Genomic DNA, 18,412 nt, shown 5'->3' on the forward strand with positions numbered 1-18,412 from the left:
GTGGCGGTGAGCCGTGCGGCGTCGGGAGCGGGTGGGGGCGTTGCGGTCGCCGGTGGCCGTGGGGGCGCAGGCTCGGTCTGGCCGGCGGCCAGGTGCATCCGGACGATGGTGCGGCGTTGCGTGACGCGGCCCATGGTGCGGCCCTCCTGACGGCGGCGTTCGTCGGCGTTTCCCGTTCTCGTCCGACGGTAAGTTCTCGTTGTGCTCGACGGCCAACTGGAAACGCTCGCGGCGGTGATTCTCGCCGGCGGCGGGGCCTCGCGGCTCCACGGACGGGACAAGCCGATGATCGCCGTCGGCGGGGTGCCCATGTTGACGCGGGTTGTGCGCGCCGCGGTGGAGGCCGGGGCCGCGCCCGTCGTCGTGGTCGGGCCCGACCGGGGCGAGATGCCGGCCGGTGTGCGGGTCGTCCGGGAGGAGCCCGCCGGGGGAGGGCCGGTCGCCGCGGCCGCTGCCGGACTGGCCGGACTCGAGCAAGTCGGCGTCGTCGCGCTGCTTGCCGCGGATCTGCCGTATATGTCCGCGCAGGCGCTCCGTGTCCTGATGGATGCACTTGGAGACGCCGACGGGGCGCTGTTCGTGGACGAGGACGGGCGGCGGCAGCTGCTCTGCGGGGTCTGGAACCGCGCCGCGCTTTGGCGGGCGATCCACGCGTTCGGGGACACCGCCGGCGGGTCGCTTCGGCGGCTCGTCAAGGACCTGAGCGTTGTCGAGGTGCGGTGGGACGGGGCGAAGGCGCCGTACGTCGACTGCGATACCGAGGAAGATCTCCGAAGGGTGGGGCTGTGAGCGAGAACGTGCTCGGGGAGTGGCTGGACACCGCGGCGGCGGCGCTCGGCGTCGACGCGCCCGACGGTGAGACGCGCAAGGCGGTGCTCGACCTCGCGCGGGACGTGGCGCACAACGTGGCCCGGCCCGGGGCGCCCCTCACCGCGTTTCTGCTGGGGCTGGCGGTGGGGCGCGGGGCGGACGTGCACGCCGCGAGCGGTGAGCTGAGCCGGCTGGCCATCGGCGGCGAATGATCGATCCGCCCTGCCCGGGTCCGCTGGGGCCGGCGGTGGTCCGTGCGGCAGATGTGCAGGCCGCGACCGCTGAGTTCACCCGCCTGGCCACCCCCGCCGAGTGAGCGATCGACTCTGGATAGGGTGAGGGCGCGGGGATAGGGAGGCGATCATGGCTGGTGAGCCCGGCGACGGCGGCGCGGCATTCGAGAGTGCGCTGTTCGACGACGAGGATCCCGCGGGCGGCAACCTCAAGGAGAAGGTGGCCGAGGCCTGGCGGGACTTTGCGCGGCACCTCGTGGACGGGCTGCGTGACCTCGCGCCCGGGACCACGCTCGACCTGACGCTCGACCCCACGGCCTCCGGGACCGGGGACGCGATCTACTCGGTCCAGGTCACCGGCGAGGAGGGCGACCAGCTCGCGGCTACGGCGGTGAGCAATGCCGACCTGCCCGCCGCGTATCGGCTGGACCGCACCGTCATCGCGGAGATCGTGGCGCTCGGCTGGTCGCCGCCGGGAGTCGTGGCCGGCTCCGGCGAGTCGTTCGGGCTGCGGGTCGGCAAGGCCGAGGCGCCGCAGCTGAGCCGGTTGATCACGCGCACGCTGCGCGACATCTACGGCGCGCCGCACCCGGCGTTCCTGACCTACCTGGCGCACGACGCCGAAGGGCAGATCGCCCCGGTGCCGGCGCTCGGGGTGGCGCGGTCGCTGGCGTCGCTGGTGGAGGCCGCGGACGCGGTCCGGCCCGGCGCGGGCAGCCTCGCGGAGCTCAACGAGCAGACCGAGGACCTGCCGCTCTACGACAAGGTGACCACGGTCGTCGCGAAGCTCATGAAGACCACGCCCGAGGAGCTGCCGATCGATCCCGACGGGGACATCGGCATCCGCTCCGGCTCGGCGATGGTGTTCGTGCGGGTGCGCGACAACCCGCCCCTGGTCGACGTCTTCTCGCCGATCCTGACCGAGATCGAGCCGACCGAGCGGCTCTACGTCAAGCTGTCGGAGCTCACCAACCGGATGCCGATCGGCCGGCTGTACTGCACCAACGACACGGTCTGGGCCAGCGTCCCCGTGTTCGGCCGCGACTTCCAGGCCACGCACCTCATGCTCGCCGTGCAGGTGATGACCGGGCTCGCGGACGAGCTCGACGACCGCCTGCACGGCGAGTTCGGCGGGAAGCGCTTCTTCGGCGAGGGCGACAAGCCGAAGCCGGCGATCACCGGCGACAGCGAGCGAACGGGCATGTACCTCTAGGAACCTCTAGACCAGCGGCAGCCAGGCCTGCTGGGCGAGCGTCACGAGATCGTTCGCCTGCAGGCCCTGGTCGGACAGCGTCCACAGCGTCCCGCCGATCACGAGCGAGCGCCGCATCTGGGCGTAGCGCGCCGCCGGGTGCGTGATCGACCCCGCCTCCGTGACCTGGTTGTCGTGCACCGACAGGACCAGGGCGCTGGGCTGCTCGCCGCGCACCGGCAGGACCACGGCGCCCGTCGCGGGCCAGAACAGGAACGCGTGCGGGTCGAACTCGGCCTCGGAGCCGGACCCCGGCACCTGGAACTGGGCCAGCCGCGCCGGGGCGGTCAGGTCGTGCACGTCGAACAGCGACACCTGCAGGCCCTGCACGCGGCCCTGCTCGTTGGCCTCCTGCCCGACGCCGAGCAGGCGTCCGTCGCCGGCCGGGTGCAGATACGCCGAATACCCGGTGATCTTGAGTTCGCCCAGCGCGCGGGGCGCGGCGGGGTCGCTCAGGTCCAGGGTGTGGAGCGGGTCGGTCTGGCGGAACGTGACCACGTAGGCCGTCGTGCCGATGAACCGCACCGAGTAGATCTTCTCGCCCCGGCCGAGCCCGCCGACCTTGCCGGACTCGGCGAGCGCGCCGGCGCGCTGCTCGAGGACGTAGACGGTCGAGGCGTCGTCCGCGGTCGTCGCCACCCGCAGCCGGCCGTCCCACTCCGACATCGAGTACTGGTTGAGCAGCCACCCGGGCACCTCACCCGCCGCCGCGTACTTCGGCCGGGCCGTCCCCGCGATCGTGAACTTGAACAGCTGCGTCTTCGGGTCCGGCGCCGCGCCGGCCCGCTTGACCAGCGGCCCGTTCACGCGCCAGCGCTGGTCGTTGGCGACGTAGAGGCTCGGGCCGTTGGCGTAGACGATGCCGCCGTCGGCCGCGACCGAGACGGGCTCGCCGGATCCGAGGCCGGCCGCGCCGAGGTCGAAGGTGGCCACGGTGAGCAGCGACGTCCCCGAATACGTTTCCGGCAGCTGTACCGCCCCGCACCCGACGTGCCCGTCGGTCTTCTTCCCCGCGGCGTCCGTCGAGCTCCACCGCGGCAGCCAGGCCTCCACGGGCGCGGCGGCGACGGCCGAGCGGTTGGCGGCCAGCCGGGCCTCGTCGTCCGGGAACTTCGAGTGCTCCGGGAACGCCAGCCGCGGCGCCGAGCGGATCACGACGCGGGCGACGCCGCCGACCTGGCGCGCGTCGAGCAGGGCGCCGTCGGTGCGGTAGGTGCTCACGACCTTCGGCGCGCCGGCCAGGTCGACGAGGGTGAGCAGCGGCCCGCCCTGCTGCGGATCGGCGTAGTCGAAGCCGAGCACCAGCGCCCGGTCGCCGGCCAGCAGCAGCCGGTCGGCGCCGGCGGCGGGCTTGGCGCTGTCGCTCGCGCCGTCGAGCGCCAGCGTGCCGTCGACCTTCCGCGAGGCGGCGTCGACCACGACGAGGCGGCCGTGCGCGAGGGTCACGATCCGCTTGCCGTCGGTCTTCACCACGTCGGGCTCGTCGACGCCCGCCTCATGGGTGTTGGTACCGGAAAAGCTCTGATCGCCGCCCGCGGCCTTCGCCTGCGCCTCGGGCACGGCACCGCTGTTCAGGGTGGTGCGCATGCCTCCGGGCAGGGTGTTGAAGCCCCACGGGCCGACCGCGTCCATGGTGGCCTTGCGCAGCCCCTTGGCCAGCTTCTCGCAGTCGTCGAAGGCGACGAGGCGCAGCGCGGGGGCGGGGCCGCTCCGGGCTACTTCGGACAGGTCCGACGATGTCGCGGTACACCCGGAAAGCACCAGGCACAGGGCGCTCAGCGTGGCGGCGGCGCGGTTCATGGCTCTAGGACGGCGGCGGGCCCCCGACGGTTCCCGGGTCGGCCGCGATTCGCGGGGCCAGGGTCTCCACCAGCCGCGACAACACGATCATGCTGCGGGTCGAGGTCACGAACGGCTCGGCGCGCAGCCGCTCGAGGGCCTCCTCGAGCCCGGCCATGTCCATCGCCCGCAGATGGACGAGCGCGTCGGCCTCGCCGGAGATGGTGTACGCCCCCACGACCGCCGGATGCCGCTTGGCCGCCGCCTTCAACTGGGCCGGCGAGGTGCGCCCGGTGCAGAAGAGCTCGACGAACGCCTCCGTGGTCCAGCCCACCGCGCCCGGGTCGATCAGGGCCGTATAGCCGCGGATCACACCGCTGGATCGGAGCCGGTCGACGCGTCGCTTCACGGCCGGAGCGGACAGCGCCACCCGCTCGCCGATGTCCGCATACGATGAACGGGCGTCCTCCTGCAGCAGCGCAATGATTCGCTGGTCAATCGGGTCGAGGCGCAACGAATCCCCTCTCGAAAGCAACTTTTCTCGCTGTTTTATGAAACACGGGAAATCTACCGTTTGATCTCGTGACGCGGTCCTACCTGATGTCGCCACCCGAGCACTTCGTGGTGGAATATGCGATCAACCCCTGGATGGACACCACCGCCCGGGTGGACACCGAGCTGGCCGTGAAGCAGTGGGAGGGCCTGCGCGAGACGCTGGTCCGCCTGGGCCACGAGGTCCACGTGCTACCGCCGGAGATCGGCCTGCCGGACATGGTCTACGCGGCCAACGGCGCCTTCTCGGTCGACGGGGTCGTCTACGGCGCGAAGTTCAAATACCCGCAGCGCACCGCCGAGGCGGCCGCGCACCGGCGGTTCTACGACACGCTCGGCTGGCGCTACCACCTGGCGTCGGAGACCAACGAGGGCGAGGGCGACTTCACGTACCTGCCCGCGGCGCTCGGGGGCCTGGTGCTCGCCGGGCACGGCTTCCGCACCGAGGTCGCCGCGCACGCCGAGGCGCAGGAGACGCTGGGCCGGCCGGTGGTCTCGCTCCGGCTCGTCGACCCGCGCTTCTACCACCTCGACGTGGCGCTGGCCCCGCTGGACGACGCGAACGTCGTGTACTACCCGGAGGCGTTCTCCGAGTCCTCGCGGCGAGTCCTCGCCCAGCTCTTCCCCGACGCCGTGATCGCGACGGAGTCCGACGCGCTCGCGTTCGGCCTCAACCTCGTCTCCGACGGGCGCAACGTGGTGCTCAACAGCGAGGCGACCGGGCTGGCGGCGCGGCTGCGCGAGGCCGGCTACGTGCCGGTCCCGGTCGAGCTGAGCGAACTCAAGAAGGGCGGCGGCAGCGTGAAGTGCTGCGTCGCCGAACTGCGCGACTAACTGTTGGGCCCGGACGGCTGGGAGGGCGTCCGCACGATCACCCGCTTCGCGGTCCACGTGGCCGACTTCTCAGCCGGTGCGGTGCCCGCGACCGTCAGTTCGGTGCCGGGCTTGATGTCGCTGGGCTGGATGGCCTGCCGCTTGGCGTACACCTTCAGGTCCTTCGGCAGCTGCCAGGTGCGCGTGAAGCCGTCGGACGAGCGGACGGTCAGCGCGGTGTCGGTCACCTTCGTCGCGTCGCCGTTCTGGATGGCGACGCGCACCGGGCCGTGCTTCGTCTGCACGAGCCCCTCGCCGTGCAGCACGTCGCTGAACATGTCGCCGTGCGACCCGGACGGCGGCGCGCTGGGCTGCGGGGCCGGCTGCGCGGCCGCGGCGACGGGCGGCAGCGCGCCGGTGAACGTGAGGACCGCCGCGCCGCAGAGCAGGCCTAGTCGCTTCATCGGGGTACCTCCTCGCAAGAGGGCGAGGGTGTGCCATACCTCAGATCCCGCGCCGCAAACCCCGGCGCGCCCCGGCGGTCTTCATGACACGGTGCGCAACGAGAAGTTGACCGTGAACTTGGCGCCGCCCTCGGGCGCGTGCCCGGCGTCGATGCGGGCCCCGAGCCGCCGCGACAGCCGTGCCGCCAGCGCCAGCCCGAGCCCGCTGCCGACCTTGCGCATGCCCTGGTACCGCCGCGACAGTGCCCCCCGCTCGAACGCCACCGCCAGGTCCTCGTCCGTGAACCCGGGCCCGCCGTCGCGCACCTCGATCCAGGCCGCCGACGGGCTCGTGTAGAGCGCGAGCACCAGGGGGGCCTGTGCCGGTACCACCCGCAGCGCGTTCTCCAGCAACCCGTCGAGGATCTGCCGGATGCGCCCCGGGTCGGTCGACACCGGGACACCGAACGGCGGCAGCTCGGTGCGCAGCACCAGGCCCGCGCTCGCGACCCGCCCGCCCCACGCCTCGGCCGTCGTGGCGAGCAGCTGCGTGAGGTCGACGTCCACCACCTCGATCGGCAGGTCCGCGGCCTCGAGCCGGGCCAGCACGAGCAGGTCGGCGATGAGCCGGTCGAGGCGCTCGGCCTCGTCGAGCACCGTCTGCCCGGCCCGCTGCGCGCCCTCCTCGCCGACCACCCCGTCCGCGAGGGCCTCGGCGTAGCCGCGGATCGTCGTCAGCGGAGTGCGCAGCTCGTGCGAGACCGACAGCAGGAACTCCCGCTCCCTCCCCTCGCTCGTGGCCAGGGCGGCGGTGAGCGCGTTGACCGCGTGCGCGAGCTCGGCGACCTCGGCCGGCCCCTCGGGGGAGAGCGTCACCGTGCGGTCGCCCGCGCCGAGCCGCTTCGCCGCCGTCGCCACGTTGCGGATCGGCCGCGCGATGCGCCGGGCGAGCAGCGGCCCGGCGATGAGCCCGGCGGCGAGCCCGGCCAGCAGCGCGATCCACAACTGGCTGGAGAAGCGCTTGAGCGCCCCGCCCGGCGGCGCCTCGGCCAGCACCACGCCGTTGCCGTCCTTGCCGATCGGGCGCCCGGCCACCAGCCGGACCCGCCCGCCCACCTTGGCCAGGCGCACCTCGACGTTCTGGCCGGCGGCGATCGCCTTGACCACGCTCGCGGGCAGTCCCTCGCGGTCGGGCTTGCCGGAGCGGATGAGGTACACCTCGATGTTCTGCTCGGCCAGGCGCTTGGCGACGTTCTCCTCGTCGGTGGGGTTGCGGGGCGTGTTCACGAAGCGCGGGCGCAGCAACTCGGCGGTGAGCTTGGTGTCGTCGGCGAGCCGCTGCCGGGCGGCCCTGTTGGCCTGCGTCGCGGTGAGCGGGATGCCGACGGCCGCGGTGACGAGCACCGACACCACGGCGACGACGCAGGTGACGAGCGCCGTGCGGGCGGCCAGGGACTTAAGCATCGGCGGTGTATCCGACGCCGCGCACGGTACGGATCACCGAAGCGGCCTCGCCCAGCTTGCCGCGCACCTGGGCCACGTGGACGTCGACGGTGCGGGTGCCGCTGTGCGCCGCGTACCCCCAGACCGACCCCAGCAGCTCCTCCCGCGTGAAGACCCGCCCGGGCCGGCCCATGAGGTGCGCCAGCAGGGAGAACTCGGTGGACGTGAGGCTCACGGGGGCGTCGCCGACCCGGCACTCACGGCGCGCGGGGTCGATCGTGATCGGCCCGACCGTGCGCACCTGCTCCACGTCCGGCGGTCCCTGGGTGCGGCGCAGCACCGCCTTCACGCGTGAGACCAGTTCGCGCGGGCTGAACGGCTTGGTGATGTAGTCGTCCCCGCCGAGCTCGAGCCCGAGGATGCGATCGACCTCGTCGTCGCGGGCGGTCAGGAACAGCACCGGCGTCCAGTCGCCCGCTTCGCGCAGCCGCCGGCAGATCTCGGTGCCGTCGAGGCCGGGCAGCGCGATGTCGAGGACGCACGCGACGGGCCGGAGCTTGCGCGCGGCCGCGAGCCCGCCGGGGCCGTCGTGCTCGACGTGCACGCCGAAGCCTTCGCGGGCGAGGTACATCCGCAGGAGGTCGGCGATCGGCTTCTCGTCCTCGACGACGACCACGAGGCCTTTGCCCTGATCCACCGTCACATTCTGACGGTTTTCGCGCCTTGGGCATGTTCGGGAGATGTTTGGGGAAGCGCCACCGCGGAAATCAATATGGCGATCGGCCCCCTCGCGGCGGCAGCCAGCGCCCGCAGTCGAGGCGGGCCGATCACATGTGTGGGCTCCTGCCGCGCTCTGCTGCTCGATAAGTCGGGCGCTCCGCGCCGCGACTTATCGGACTTTTCGCCTGTCGGGGCATAAATACGATTCGGCGGAATCGGAGCGCGTTAGAGCCACAACGCGACAAGCAAGCAATGCGGCACGCCGCACCGCGAGAAGAGCGGGGTAGCGGCGTGCGGGGCGGCGTGCGGGCGAGCGTTCGGGCAGCGGTCCGACGAGCGCGCGTTCGGGCGGCGGTCCGGCGAGCGGGGCAGCGGTGCGGCGTGCGGGCGCGCGTTCGGGCGGCGGTGCGACGAGCGGGCGCGCGTTCGGGCGGCGGTGCGACGAGCGGGCGGCCAGCGGGGTTGGCGAGGCCAGGCGAGGCCTCGGTGAGGGGTCGCGAAGCCGGCGAGAGGGTCAGGCGAGGCGCAGTTCGGGGCGGGACTTGGCGGGTGCCGTGGCGCGGACAGTGGAAGCCGCGGAAGCCGTCGAAGCCGCGGCGCGCGCCGGCTCGATGACGCCCCAAGGCGTGCGGAACGCCTGCTTCAGAGCCTCGTCCAACCGCCACATCTCGGCCGTCGAGTCGAGGCGGATCCAAAGGTTCTCGCGCACCCCGTCGATGGCCGTCACGCCCAGCTGAATCCCGGTGCGCTCGGGCTCCGGCGTCCACGCCACCTCGGCCAGCTGGTGGAGGTCGGCGTTGAGGTGGAGGCTGACTCGGCGCAGTACCGCCGACTCGCTCGTCACCACGAGGCGGTTGCGCGTCAACATGAGCACGTTGCGCCGGCCGCGGCTCGTCGTGCACCGCGCGACCACGGCGACCGCGTCGCGGTCCCCGGCGCAGCGGCGCAGCACCTGGACATGGCGCGCGACGGTGCCGCCCGGCAGCTTCGCCAGCGCCGTGGCCGGCAGGAACGTCCGTGAGAAGGTGTCCAGCGCTTCCATACCGTGCGCAACGAGAGGGATCGCGCACCGACACGCGTTTGGAGCGCCGATCTCGCGGCCTCGGCATCCGGACACTCCCACGATGTCCGGATTGGCCGATTCGCGGCCGCGAGACCGGCGCACAGCGGGTGCGACGCCGGCGCACCCTGGAGTGAAGACCTTCACGCGTTCGGGCGAGTCCGGCGTGTCGGACATGCCCGAATGGTTCGCGGTGGCCGGTTCCCGGTGACCCGCCGGGGAACCGGCCACCAGCCCGGTGTGCCCGAAAGTGTCGACCCGACCGGCCAGGCGCTGGGCGCAGTGACCCGGTGGCGTGCACCGCCGGGTCCAGCGCCCGGCCGGTCGGGTGGTCGATGGGTCAGGAGCGCGCGGGTCGGGTGGTCGATGGGTCAGGACGCGCGCGGGGTCGGGTGGTCGATGGTCAGGACGCCCGCGGGCTGGGCTTCAGCGGGGCGCACGCCTGCACCGCGGCCGCGACCTTCGCGTCCGAGGTGTCGAGCTGGTCGGTGGGGCCGGTGATGGTGAGGCCGTGATCGGTGAGGCAGTTGCGGTACGCCGCGTCCTGGCCGTTGCCGCGGTTGCCGCCGCCGTTGCCGGGGAAGCGGCTCGGGCGCAGCGACGCGCACGCCTTCTGGGCCTTCTCCCACGTCTGCTGGTCGACGCCGCTCGGGGCCGCCGTGCCGAAGAAGCCGCCACCGCCCGGGTTGCCGCCGCGGAAGCCGGCGCTGCCGGACGGGCGCGGCTCGCCGGAGGGGCGGGGCCGGCCGGAGGGGCGGCTGTCGGGGAAGTCCGACGGGCGCGCGGTGGGCCGGCCGGACGCGTTGAACTGCGGGAGGTCGACGCCGTTGTTGCGCAGGCAGGACGCGTAGTCCGTGCCGCCCGACGCACCCGCGGCGGTCGGGGTGTTGTCGCCGGAGGAGCCGCAGGCGGCGGCGAAGAGCGCCACCGCGGCGAGCGCCAGAGCGGCGCCGCCGATCCGCTTGTTCGTCACCCGTGTGATGCAACGTCGCCAAGCTCGACGGGAAGTCGGCCGAAGCTCAAAATTTCCTCACAACCGCAAGGCGCGTAAATGCCGCGATTCGGCCGGACGGCGGCTCCCAGGGAACTTTGAGGTCGGGCCTAGCTGGCCGGGAGGAGAACCCGCTGAACTACGTTCCCATGAAGGTCTGGTGGCTGGCCGGAGGGGTCGCCGTGCTCGCGGCCGCAGCCGTGACGACGGTCGTGCTGACGAGTGCCGACGAGAAGGCCCCGGTGCGGGTCAGCACCGCCAAGGTGGGCCGGGGACAGGTCAGCAGCACGGTGTCCGCGTCCGGCACGGTGCAGGCCCAGGCCACCCGCAATCTCGGGTTCACCACCAGCGGCACGCTCACCGAGCTCAACGTCAAGGCCGGCGACGTCGTCGCCGAGGGTGCGGTGCTGGCGAAGATCGACGACTCGTCGGCGCAGGACGCGGTCGACCAGGCCGCCGAGAGCGTCTCCAACGCGCAGGACGCGCTGACCAAGGCCGTGACCGCGCACGACACCGCGCTGGCCCTGCCCACGAGCAACCCGACGACGGCGGCCGCCGTGAATCCGTCACGATCGGCCGGCGGCCAGACCGGCGGCCAGACCGGCGGCCAGACCGGCGGGCAGACCGGCGGGCAGACTGGCGGTCAGGCCGGTCAGGTCGGGCAGAAAACCCAAGGTAATGCTCAGAACGCCGCCCAGACCCGCGCCAACCAGGTGCAGCAGACCAGCGACAACCTCCTGAACGCCCAGCAGCGGCTCAACAACGCCAAGCTGAGCCTCACCCAGGCCAACGCCAAGCTCGCCGGCACCGTCATCACGGCACCGATCGGCGGCAAGATCCTCTCGGTCAGCGGCTCGGTCGGCAGCCAGGCCGGCTCCAACGTGATCACGCTCGCCGGCACCGGCGACGCGGTCGTCAAGGCCCAGTTCACCGAGGCCGAGGTGGCCGCGCTCAAGGTCGGCCAGACGGCGCAGATCAGCCTGCCGGACAACGCTTCGGAGAAGTACGCCGGCAAGGTCCTGCAGATCGACCCGGCCGGCACGGTGTCGAACCGCCTGGTGCGCTACGCGGCCCTGATCTCCTTCGACAAGGTGCCCGACACGCTGCTCTACGGTCAGAGCGCTACTGTCGCAGTAGTCACCGCGTCCGCGGACGACGTGCTGTTCGTCCCCTCGACCGCCGTGCACGACGGGTTCGTCACCGTGCGCGTGAACGGCAAGGACGAGCAACGGGCCGTCGAGACCGGGCTGCGCGGCGACGTCAACACCGAGATCAAGAGCGGACTTGCCCAGGGCGACGAGATCCTGGCGGCGGGTCAGTGACGATGGAGCCGATGCCGATCGCGACGCAGGCGACCGAACGCCAGCCGAAGGTCCTCGTCGTCGACGACGAGGCCAGCATCCGCGCCCTGCTCTCGGCCACGCTGCGGTTGACCGGCTTCGAGGTCCGGGTCGCCACCGGGGGCAACGAGGCGCTGGCCACGGCCGCCGAGTTCGGCCCCGATCTCGTCGTGCTCGACGTCATGATGCCCGACCTCGACGGCTTCGAGGTCGCCCAGCGGCTGCGCACGAGCGGCCAGCCGGTGCCGGTGCTGTTCCTGACCGCGCGCGATTCGGTCGAGGACCGCATCTCCGGGCTGACCGTCGGCGCCGACGACTACGTGGCCAAGCCGTTCAGCCTCGAGGAGGTCGTGCTGCGGATCCGTGCGATCCTGCGCCGCAGCCTGGGCGAGCAGCAGCAGCTCGTCGACGGCGGGGTGCTGCGCTACGCCGACCTGGAGATGGACGAGGACGCGCACGAGGTGCGCCGCGGCGGCATTCGCGTCGACCTGTCCCCGACGGAGTTCAATCTGCTGCGGTACCTCCTGACGAACGCCGGCCGCGTGGTGAGCAAGGCCCAGATCCTCGACCGGGTCTGGAACTACGACTTCGGCGGCGACGGGCGGATCGTGGAGAGCTACGTCTACTACCTCCGCCGCAAGATCGACAAGTGGGACCCGCCGCTGATCCACACGGTCCGCGGCGTCGGCTACGCGCTGAGACTGCCGAGAACCGAGGGGTGAACCCGCGGCCCTGGCGACAGTGGACGGTCCGGACGCGGATCGTCGTCTCGGTCGTGTCGATCGCCGCGGTCGCCTTGGTCACCGCGAATGTGATCGGTGTGCTGTTCCTGAACTGGTACCTCATGCAGCGCGTCGACCAGCAGCTCATGGGCCCCGCGCGGGCTCGTCCGCCGGCCAGCTCGACCCAGTACCGGCGCCAGGAGGGCCAGTTCTCGCCCGGGCCTGAGTTCCAGGTGTTCCGCTTCAACGGCGACGGCAAGCTCGACAGCACCGTCGAGACACCGCTCGTGGACCCGAAGCTCTTCGGCGACATCAAGCAGCGGGCCACGCAGGGGAAGCCCTTCACCGTCGACGGCCCGAACGCGCAGTGGCGGGTTCGCGTGCAGGAATGGCCTTCGGGCAACGGCTACATGGCGTTCGCGATCTCCCTCAAGGACGCTGCGGCGACGCGGGACCAGATGGTGCAGTACACCTCCGGCATCAGCCTCTTCCTGCTCGCGCTGGTCGGCATCGCCACCGCCGCGCTGGTCCGGGTCGGGCTGGCGCCGCTGACGCGCATGGAGGAGGCCGCGGCCGACATCGCCGCCGGCAACCTGTCCCGCCGCATCGACGACGCCGACTCGCACACCGAGTCGGGCCGCCTCGGCATCGCGCTCAACACGATGATGACCCGCATCGAGGGCGCGGTCGACGAAAGCGCGGCCTCGGAGCGGCGGCTCCGGCAGTTCCTCGCCGACGCGGCGCACGAGCTGCGCACCCCGCTCACCAGCGTGCAGGGCTTCGCCGAGCTGTACCGGCGCGGCGGAGCCCCGCCCGGACCGGCCCTGGACGAGGCGATGGAGTGCATCGAGGCCGAGGTCAGCCGGATGCGTCTGCTCGTCAACGACCTGCTGACGCTGGCCCGCCTGGACGAGGAGCGCCCGCTGCAGCAGCACCCCGTCGACCTGCTCGCCGTCGCCGCCGACACCGTGCGGGACGCGCACGTGCGGGTGCCGACGCGGTTCGTGCAGCTCGCGGCGCTGGACGAGCGCTCGGTGACCTTCGAGCCGATCACGGTCGCGGGCGACGAGGCCCGGCTGCGGCAGGTGGTGGCGAACCTGGTCAGCAACGCGCTGCAGCACACGCTGGAGGACACCCGGATCGTGGTCAGGGTCGGGCGCGCCGGGCCGCCGAAGATGCTGCCGATCGCGACCGTCGGGGCCACGCTGCCCGAGGGCGCGCCGCTGGGCTGCATCGAGGTCAGCGACACCGGCCCGGGCATGAAGCCGGAGGACGCCGTGCGCGTCTTCGAGCGGCTGTACCGCGCCGAGGGCTCCCGCTCCCGCCGCTACGGCGGCGCCGGCCTGGGGCTGTCGATCGTCGCCTCGATCGTGCAGGCGCACGGCGGGCGCGTGGAGCTGTGGACGGCTCCGGGGCAGGGCGCCACGTTCCGGGTGCTGCTGCCGGCTCTGGACCTTCCCGACGACCTTCCCGACGAATTCGTCGACATCGACCTCGATGAGGGCGTCGAATCGGAGCCCGAACGCCCCGACGAATCGGTGGAAATGCGGGCAACGGGATTCCGAGGCAACTCCGAGGTTCGCTGAGGTTTGCTCCGAGCGATTTCCACCACCATTCCCCTCATGCGTTTGTCGCTGCCTTCTGCGGGCAAGCCACGGCTCAACTCCGTGACCCTCGTGAACACCGTGCTCGTGCTCGCCGCGGTCGGCGGGGCCTTCTGGGCTTACCAGATCGTCAGCGGGCCGGCCGCGAACGCCGGCACCGGGACGAGCACCACGCGTACCCGCAACGTGGCGGTCACCGAGGGCACGGTCTCCGAGACGGTCTCGGCGACCGGCTCGGTGGCCAGCGCCTCGACCGCGAACGCGAACTTCACCACCTCGGGCACGGTCACCGAGGTCGACGTGAAGGTCGGCGACGTGGTCACCAAGGGCCAGACGCTCGCCAAGGTGGACCCGACCGCGGCCCAGGCCGCGCTGGACACCGCGAAGGCGAACCTGACCGCGGCCAGGGCGGCGCTGACCCGCGACCAGAACAACTCTGCCGACGACGCCACGATCGCCTCGGCCCAGGCCCAGGTCGCGACCGCGCAGGCGAACGTGACCTCGGCACAGGCCAACGTCAACGGCACGGTGCTGACGGCCCCGATCGCCGGCACGGTCACCGCGGTCAGCGGCGCGGTCGGCTCCTCGTCGGGCGGCTCCAGCTCGTCCGGCGGCGGTGGCGGCGGCAACGGCTCCACCGGCTCGGCGACGTCGAGCTCCTCGAGCTCGGGCAGCGGCTTCGTGCAGATCGCGGACCTGTCGAAGCTGCAGGTCAACGCGAGCTTCGCCGAGTCGGACGCGACCAAGCTCAAGGCGGGCCAGACCGCCAGCATCACCTGGAGCGCGCTGTCCGGCACGCGGGCGACGGGCAAGGTGGCCGCCATCTCGCCGACGGCCACGACCAGCAACAACGTGAACTCCTACGCCGTGACGATCTCGCTGGACTCGCTTCCGGAAGGTGTACGGCTGGGTCAGAGCACCACCGCGGTGGTGACGGTCGCCGAGGCGCAGAACGTGCTGCGCATCCCGAGCGCCGCCCTGCGCACCGCCGGCGGCCGGCGCACGGTGCAGGTGCAGGTCAACGGGCAGACCGAGGAGCGGCAGGTCGAGGTCGGCATCACCGGCGGCGGCTTCGTGGAGGTCAAGTCCGGGCTGCAGGCCGGCGAGCAGGTCGTGATCACCACGACCACGACGAACTCGACCACCGGCACGAACAACCAGTTCCCCGGCGGGGGCAACTTCCCCGGTGGAGGCGGCGGCAACTTCGGCGGGGGCGGGACCATCCGCGGCGGCGGTCGTGGGGGCAACTGACATGACCACGCAGACGATGACCGTGGTCGAGTCGAGCACCAAGCCCGTTCTTGACATCCAGAACGTCAAGAAGATCTACGGGCAGGGCGAGACCGAGGTGCACGCGCTGCGGGGCGTGACCCTCACCGTCGAGCGCGGCGACTACGTCGCGATCATGGGCTCGTCGGGCTCGGGCAAGTCGACGCTCATGAACATCCTGGGCTGCCTCGACATTCCGACGTCCGGGCAGTACCTCCTCGACGGCGTCGACGTCAGCCGGCTCAACGACCGCCAGCTCGCGCTCGTGCGCAACCGCCGGATCGGCTTCGTGTTCCAGTCGTTCAACCTCATCGCCCGCACCACCGCGCTGGCCAACGTGGAGCTTCCGCTCGCCTACGCCGGGGTCAAGGCCGCCGAGCGCCGCCGCCGCGCCCGGGCCGCCCTGAACATGGTCGGCCTGGCCCAGCGCGAGGACCACGAGCCCAACCAGCTCTCCGGCGGCCAGCAGCAGCGCGTCGCGGTCGCCCGGGCGCTGGTCACCGCGCCGGCCCTGGTGCTGGCCGACGAGCCCACGGGCAACCTCGACACCCAGTCCACCAACGACGTGCTCGCGGTGTTCGACCAGCTCAACCGGTCGGGCCGCACCATCGTGCTGATCACTCACGAGCCGGACGTCGCCGAGCACGCCAAGCGGCTGATCCGGCTGGTCGACGGACGCATCGTCCAGGATGAGCGGCTGAAGTGAACATCTTCGAGACCATCCGCTTCGCGCTGCGCGCGATCACGGCGAACAAGCTGCGCTCCAGCCTCACGGTGCTGGGCATCCTGATCGGCGTCGCCGCGGTCATCCTGCTCGTCGCGGTCGGCAACGGCTCGGCCCAGGCGGTGCAGAACCAGATCGAGTCGCTGGGCACCAACACGCTGACCGTCACGGCCGGGGCCGGCGGCGGGGCGCGCGGTGCGGCCTCGACGCAGAACACCGCGCTGAACATGGATCTCGTGCCGGCCCTGGAGAACAAGGACGAGGCCCCGCACGTCAAGAGCGTCTCGCCGGTGGTGACCGGGTCGCAGGCGGCGACCTACGAGGGCACGGATCACACCATCGCGCAGTTCGTCGGTACGTATCCGGGCTATGTCGCGGCGTCCAACTTCAAGATCTCGAAGGGGTCCCTGTTCACCGACGACGACGTGAAGGACTCGCGCAAGGTCGTGGTGATCGGGGCGACCGTCGCCGAGGAGCTCTTCGGCTCCGTCGACCCGTTGTCCAAGCAGATCACCGTCTCCGGCAAGCTCTTCACCGTCATCGGGGTGCTCGCGGAGAAGGGCGGCAGCGGCTTCAACGACCCCAACGACGTGGCCATGGCGCCGGTCTCCGCGGTGCAGGAGTCGCTGACCGGGTACGGCTCGCTCAACCAGCTCCTCGTGCAGGCGACCTCGCCGGACGCGGTCAGCGCGGCGCAGTCCGAGATCACCGCGATCCTCAACGAGAAGCTGAACATCAGCGGGTCCTCGACGACGTCGGCGTACCGCATCCTCAACCAGTCGCAGCTGCTGGAGACCCGGGCCAACACCGCCGAGACGTTCACGCTGCTGCTCGGCGCCGTGGCCGGCATCAGTCTCCTGGTCGGCGGCATCGGCATCACGAACATCATGATGGTGACCGTCACCGAGCGGACCCGGGAGATCGGCATCCGCAAGGCGCTCGGCGCCCCGAAGCGCACGATCCTCACCCAGTTCCTGGTCGAGGCGACGGTGCTGTCGCTGATCGGCGGCCTGCTCGGCGTGGCCGCGGCCATCATCGGCAGCCAGTTCACGATCGTGAGCATCAAGCCGGTCATCGTGCCCAGCTCGGTCGCCCTGGCCCTGGGCTTCTCGGTCGCGATCGGCCTGTTCTTCGGCAGCTACCCCGCCTCGCGGGCGGCCGGTCTGCGCCCGATCGAGGCCCTTCGGTACGAGTAAATGCCCTGTCGTTCTCCGCACGGGTAGGTCCCGGTTGCGGTGCCAAACCCCCCGCGGGCATCGCAACCCGGTCCCATTCGCACGGCCGGTGTTCCAGAAGGAGTTTCCGTGACCCACGCCGCTTCGCCCTTCCGCCGTCCGGACGCGTCGCCGTACGAGCGCCCGGACCGCTCCGCCGATGACGACACGGAGCTCCTGCCCGCCCCGCCGGAGGAGCCGGCGCTGCTGGACGAGCCCGACCTGCTGGCCGAGCCGCCGCTGGACGACGACCTGAACGAGCGGATCGCCAAGGCCGCCCCGCGGCGCCTGGCCAACCGCGCCACCTACGTCCTGGCCGGCCTGGCCCTGCTGGTGGTCGGCTTCGTGGTCGGCGCCCAGGTGCAGAAGTCCTACGGCACCGCCCCCGCCGCGTCGGGCCCGGGCGGCGGCGCCAACCCGGCCGCGCTCGCGAGCGCCTTCGCGGGCCGCAACGGCGGCCAGTTCCCGGGTGGCGGCGCCCAGGGTGGCGGCCAGGGCAGCACGGGCACCCGCGGCGGGGTGACCGGCACGGTCAAGCTGGTCGACGGCGCCACGGTGTACGTGGAGACCGCGGACGGCCAGACGGTGATCGTGAAGACCAGCGACAAGACCACGGTCTCGGCCCCGGGCGCCCTGAAGGACCTGACCGCGGGCTCGACCGTGACGATCCAGGGCCAGCAGGCTGACGGGTCCATGACAGCAACCTCGATAACGAAGACGAAGTAGCTAACCTCGGGCGGCATGCCGGTTCAGCGGATCATGTTCTACGACTTCCCGTGGGACGTGCGCATGGCCGGCCGCCTGATGATCTGGCACCTCTACGCCTGGCCACCGACGGCGGCCGCGGTGGGCTCGACCTCCGACCTGCTCACGCGGGCCGAGATCACGTCGCTGACCTTCGGCGACCTGGTGGAGCACGGCCTGGACTCCCCGCGCGGCCGGGAGATCTTGCGCTTTGTCAACCGCAGCCACCGGGGCACCCCGGTGACCGCCGAGCACAACCGCTTCGCCCTGGCCGCCCTCGCCGTGACGCTGATCCGGTGGCTGGACGCCTACGGCTGGCGCCCGTTGACGCCGGCCGAGCGGGACGCGCTGATCGGCTTCTACGCCGCGCTGGCGCACCGCATGGGCGTGCGCGACTTCCCGAGCGACCCGTTCGCCTACCTCGCCGCGCGTGAGGCGGAGTTCGCCCGCTCCGAGGCCGGGCGCGTGTGCAGTGAGCGCACGCTGGCGATGGCCCGGGCTCGGGTCAGTCCCTGGCTGCGCTTTCTGGTCCGCCCGGTGGTGGCCGCGCTGCTCCTGCCGTCGGTGCGGGCCGCGGTGGGCCTGCCGGACCCGCCGCGACCGGTGCGGGCCGCGGTGGTCGCGGCGCTGCGAGTCCGCCGTGCGGTGGTGCGGTGGCTGCCGCGGCGGACGAAGCCGACGACGCCGCGCACGCGGCGC

The 18,412-nt window shown here is 72.2% G+C and carries 18 protein-coding genes and 1 pseudogene; 12 read left to right on the forward strand and 7 right to left on the reverse strand.

Features of this window, described 5'->3' with window-relative positions; all coding sequences use genetic code 11:
- Positions 1-201: 201 nt before the first annotated feature.
- The 3 genes from mobA (at position 202) to ACQP2P_RS00615 (ending at position 2,256) form a co-directional block, all read left to right on the forward strand.
- The gene (mobA, locus tag ACQP2P_RS00605; protein ID WP_433612198.1) at positions 202-789 is read left to right on the forward strand and encodes a molybdenum cofactor guanylyltransferase; all 588 of its coding nucleotides are present in this window, start codon (positions 202-204) and stop codon (positions 787-789) included.
- On the forward strand, positions 786-1,022 hold the full coding sequence (locus ACQP2P_RS00610; protein WP_433612200.1) for a DUF6457 domain-containing protein: 237 nt from the start codon (positions 786-788) through the stop codon (positions 1,020-1,022). The genes mobA and ACQP2P_RS00610 overlap by 4 nt, the downstream gene beginning before the upstream one ends.
- Before the next feature lie 151 nt (positions 1,023-1,173).
- Complete coding sequence (locus ACQP2P_RS00615; protein WP_433612202.1) at positions 1,174-2,256, forward strand: T3SS (YopN, CesT) and YbjN peptide-binding chaperone 1; 1,083 nt, start codon at positions 1,174-1,176, stop codon at positions 2,254-2,256.
- Between the two features lie 6 nt (positions 2,257-2,262).
- Here ACQP2P_RS00615 and ACQP2P_RS00620 read toward each other — a convergent pair whose 3' ends face one another.
- Together ACQP2P_RS00620 and ACQP2P_RS00625 are read right to left on the reverse strand one after the other, a co-directional pair.
- Positions 2,263-4,095, reverse strand: coding sequence for a beta-propeller domain-containing protein (locus ACQP2P_RS00620; protein ID WP_433612204.1), 1,833 nt, complete (start codon positions 4,093-4,095; stop codon positions 2,263-2,265).
- A gap of 4 nt (positions 4,096-4,099) precedes the next feature.
- Positions 4,100-4,609: an Lrp/AsnC family transcriptional regulator gene (locus ACQP2P_RS00625; protein WP_433612206.1), complete on the reverse strand. Its 510-nt coding sequence runs from the start codon at positions 4,607-4,609 to the stop codon at positions 4,100-4,102.
- 65 nt (positions 4,610-4,674) lie between these two features.
- Here ACQP2P_RS00625 and ddaH point away from each other — a divergent pair, with 65 nt between their 5' ends.
- The gene (gene ddaH, locus ACQP2P_RS00630) at positions 4,675-5,460 is read left to right on the forward strand and encodes a dimethylargininase (RefSeq protein ID WP_433618896.1); all 786 of its coding nucleotides are present in this window, start codon (positions 4,675-4,677) and stop codon (positions 5,458-5,460) included.
- Here ddaH and ACQP2P_RS00635 read toward each other — a convergent pair.
- The 5 genes from ACQP2P_RS00635 to ACQP2P_RS00655 form a co-directional block, all read right to left on the reverse strand.
- Positions 5,457-5,903: a hypothetical protein gene (locus ACQP2P_RS00635; RefSeq protein ID WP_433612208.1), complete on the reverse strand. Its 447-nt coding sequence runs from the start codon at positions 5,901-5,903 to the stop codon at positions 5,457-5,459. The two genes, ddaH and ACQP2P_RS00635, sit on opposite strands and share 4 nt — an antisense overlap.
- 81 nt (positions 5,904-5,984) lie before the next feature.
- The gene (locus tag ACQP2P_RS00640) at positions 5,985-7,346 is read right to left on the reverse strand and encodes a histidine kinase dimerization/phospho-acceptor domain-containing protein (protein ID WP_433612210.1); all 1,362 of its coding nucleotides are present in this window, start codon (positions 7,344-7,346) and stop codon (positions 5,985-5,987) included.
- Positions 7,339-8,028, reverse strand: a complete 690-nt coding sequence (locus tag ACQP2P_RS00645) for a response regulator transcription factor (RefSeq protein WP_433612212.1) — start codon at positions 8,026-8,028, stop codon at positions 7,339-7,341. Before ACQP2P_RS00645 ends, ACQP2P_RS00640 begins: the two co-directional genes overlap by 8 nt.
- Before the next feature lie 531 nt (positions 8,029-8,559).
- The gene (locus tag ACQP2P_RS00650; protein WP_433612214.1) at positions 8,560-9,282 is read right to left on the reverse strand and encodes a hypothetical protein; all 723 of its coding nucleotides are present in this window, start codon (positions 9,280-9,282) and stop codon (positions 8,560-8,562) included.
- Positions 9,283-9,508: 226 nt separating this feature from the next.
- A complete protein-coding gene (locus ACQP2P_RS00655; RefSeq protein ID WP_433612216.1) occupies positions 9,509-10,078 on the reverse strand; it encodes a hypothetical protein in 570 nt (189 codons plus the stop codon).
- Positions 10,079-10,245: 167 nt separating this feature from the next.
- Here ACQP2P_RS00655 and ACQP2P_RS00660 point away from each other — a divergent pair, with 167 nt between their 5' ends.
- The 8 genes and pseudogenes from ACQP2P_RS00660 to ACQP2P_RS00695 form a co-directional block, all read left to right on the forward strand.
- Positions 10,246-11,418, forward strand: coding sequence for an efflux RND transporter periplasmic adaptor subunit (locus tag ACQP2P_RS00660; protein WP_433612218.1), 1,173 nt, complete (start codon positions 10,246-10,248; stop codon positions 11,416-11,418).
- 11 nt (positions 11,419-11,429) lie between these two features.
- Complete coding sequence (locus ACQP2P_RS00665; RefSeq protein WP_433612220.1) at positions 11,430-12,158, forward strand: response regulator transcription factor; 729 nt, start codon at positions 11,430-11,432, stop codon at positions 12,156-12,158.
- Positions 12,155-13,744, forward strand: coding sequence for a sensor histidine kinase (locus tag ACQP2P_RS00670; protein WP_433612222.1), 1,590 nt, complete (start codon positions 12,155-12,157; stop codon positions 13,742-13,744). The genes ACQP2P_RS00665 and ACQP2P_RS00670 overlap by 4 nt, the downstream gene beginning before the upstream one ends.
- Before the next feature lie 36 nt (positions 13,745-13,780).
- A complete protein-coding gene (locus tag ACQP2P_RS00675) occupies positions 13,781-15,013 on the forward strand; it encodes an efflux RND transporter periplasmic adaptor subunit (RefSeq protein ID WP_433612224.1) in 1,233 nt (410 codons plus the stop codon).
- A 1-nt stretch (position 15,014) separates the two neighbouring features.
- Positions 15,015-15,737, forward strand: coding sequence for an ABC transporter ATP-binding protein (locus tag ACQP2P_RS00680; protein WP_433612226.1), 723 nt, complete (start codon positions 15,015-15,017; stop codon positions 15,735-15,737).
- Positions 15,734-16,951 carry an ABC transporter permease gene (locus ACQP2P_RS00685; RefSeq protein WP_433612228.1) on the forward strand — a complete coding sequence of 406 codons (1,218 nt, stop codon included), beginning with the start codon at positions 15,734-15,736 and terminating at the stop codon, positions 16,949-16,951. The genes ACQP2P_RS00680 and ACQP2P_RS00685 overlap by 4 nt, the downstream gene beginning before the upstream one ends.
- A gap of 108 nt (positions 16,952-17,059) precedes the next feature.
- On the forward strand, positions 17,060-17,695 hold the full coding sequence (locus ACQP2P_RS00690) for a hypothetical protein (protein ID WP_433612230.1): 636 nt from the start codon (positions 17,060-17,062) through the stop codon (positions 17,693-17,695).
- A gap of 78 nt (positions 17,696-17,773) precedes the next feature.
- A pseudogene (locus ACQP2P_RS00695) lies at positions 17,774-18,304 on the forward strand (oxygenase MpaB family protein); the annotation flags it as partial.
- Between the last annotated feature and the right edge of the window lie 108 nt (positions 18,305-18,412).

Source organism: Dactylosporangium sp. CA-139114, assembly GCF_050955725.1.
Lineage (GTDB): Bacteria > Actinomycetota > Actinomycetes > Mycobacteriales > Micromonosporaceae > Dactylosporangium.

Coding starts and splice junctions, on each gene's coding strand:
- ACQP2P_RS00665 (WP_433612220.1), top strand. CDS start 11,430: ATGCCGATCGCGACGCAGGCGACCGAACGCCAGCCGAAGGTCCTCGTC.
- ACQP2P_RS00650 (WP_433612214.1), bottom strand. CDS start 9,282: ATGTCCGACACGCCGGACTCGCCCGAACGCGTGAAGGTCTTCACTCCA.
- ACQP2P_RS00675 (WP_433612224.1), top strand. CDS start 13,781: ATGCGTTTGTCGCTGCCTTCTGCGGGCAAGCCACGGCTCAACTCCGTG.
- ACQP2P_RS00635 (WP_433612208.1), bottom strand. CDS start 5,903: ATGAAGCGACTAGGCCTGCTCTGCGGCGCGGCGGTCCTCACGTTCACC.
- ACQP2P_RS00615 (WP_433612202.1), top strand. CDS start 1,174: ATGGCTGGTGAGCCCGGCGACGGCGGCGCGGCATTCGAGAGTGCGCTG.
- ACQP2P_RS00680 (WP_433612226.1), top strand. CDS start 15,015: ATGACCACGCAGACGATGACCGTGGTCGAGTCGAGCACCAAGCCCGTT.
- ACQP2P_RS00660 (WP_433612218.1), top strand. CDS start 10,246: ATGAAGGTCTGGTGGCTGGCCGGAGGGGTCGCCGTGCTCGCGGCCGCA.
- ACQP2P_RS00640 (WP_433612210.1), bottom strand. CDS start 7,346: ATGCTTAAGTCCCTGGCCGCCCGCACGGCGCTCGTCACCTGCGTCGTC.
- ACQP2P_RS00620 (WP_433612204.1), bottom strand. CDS start 4,095: ATGAACCGCGCCGCCGCCACGCTGAGCGCCCTGTGCCTGGTGCTTTCC.
- ddaH (WP_433618896.1), top strand. CDS start 4,675: ATGTCGCCACCCGAGCACTTCGTGGTGGAATATGCGATCAACCCCTGG.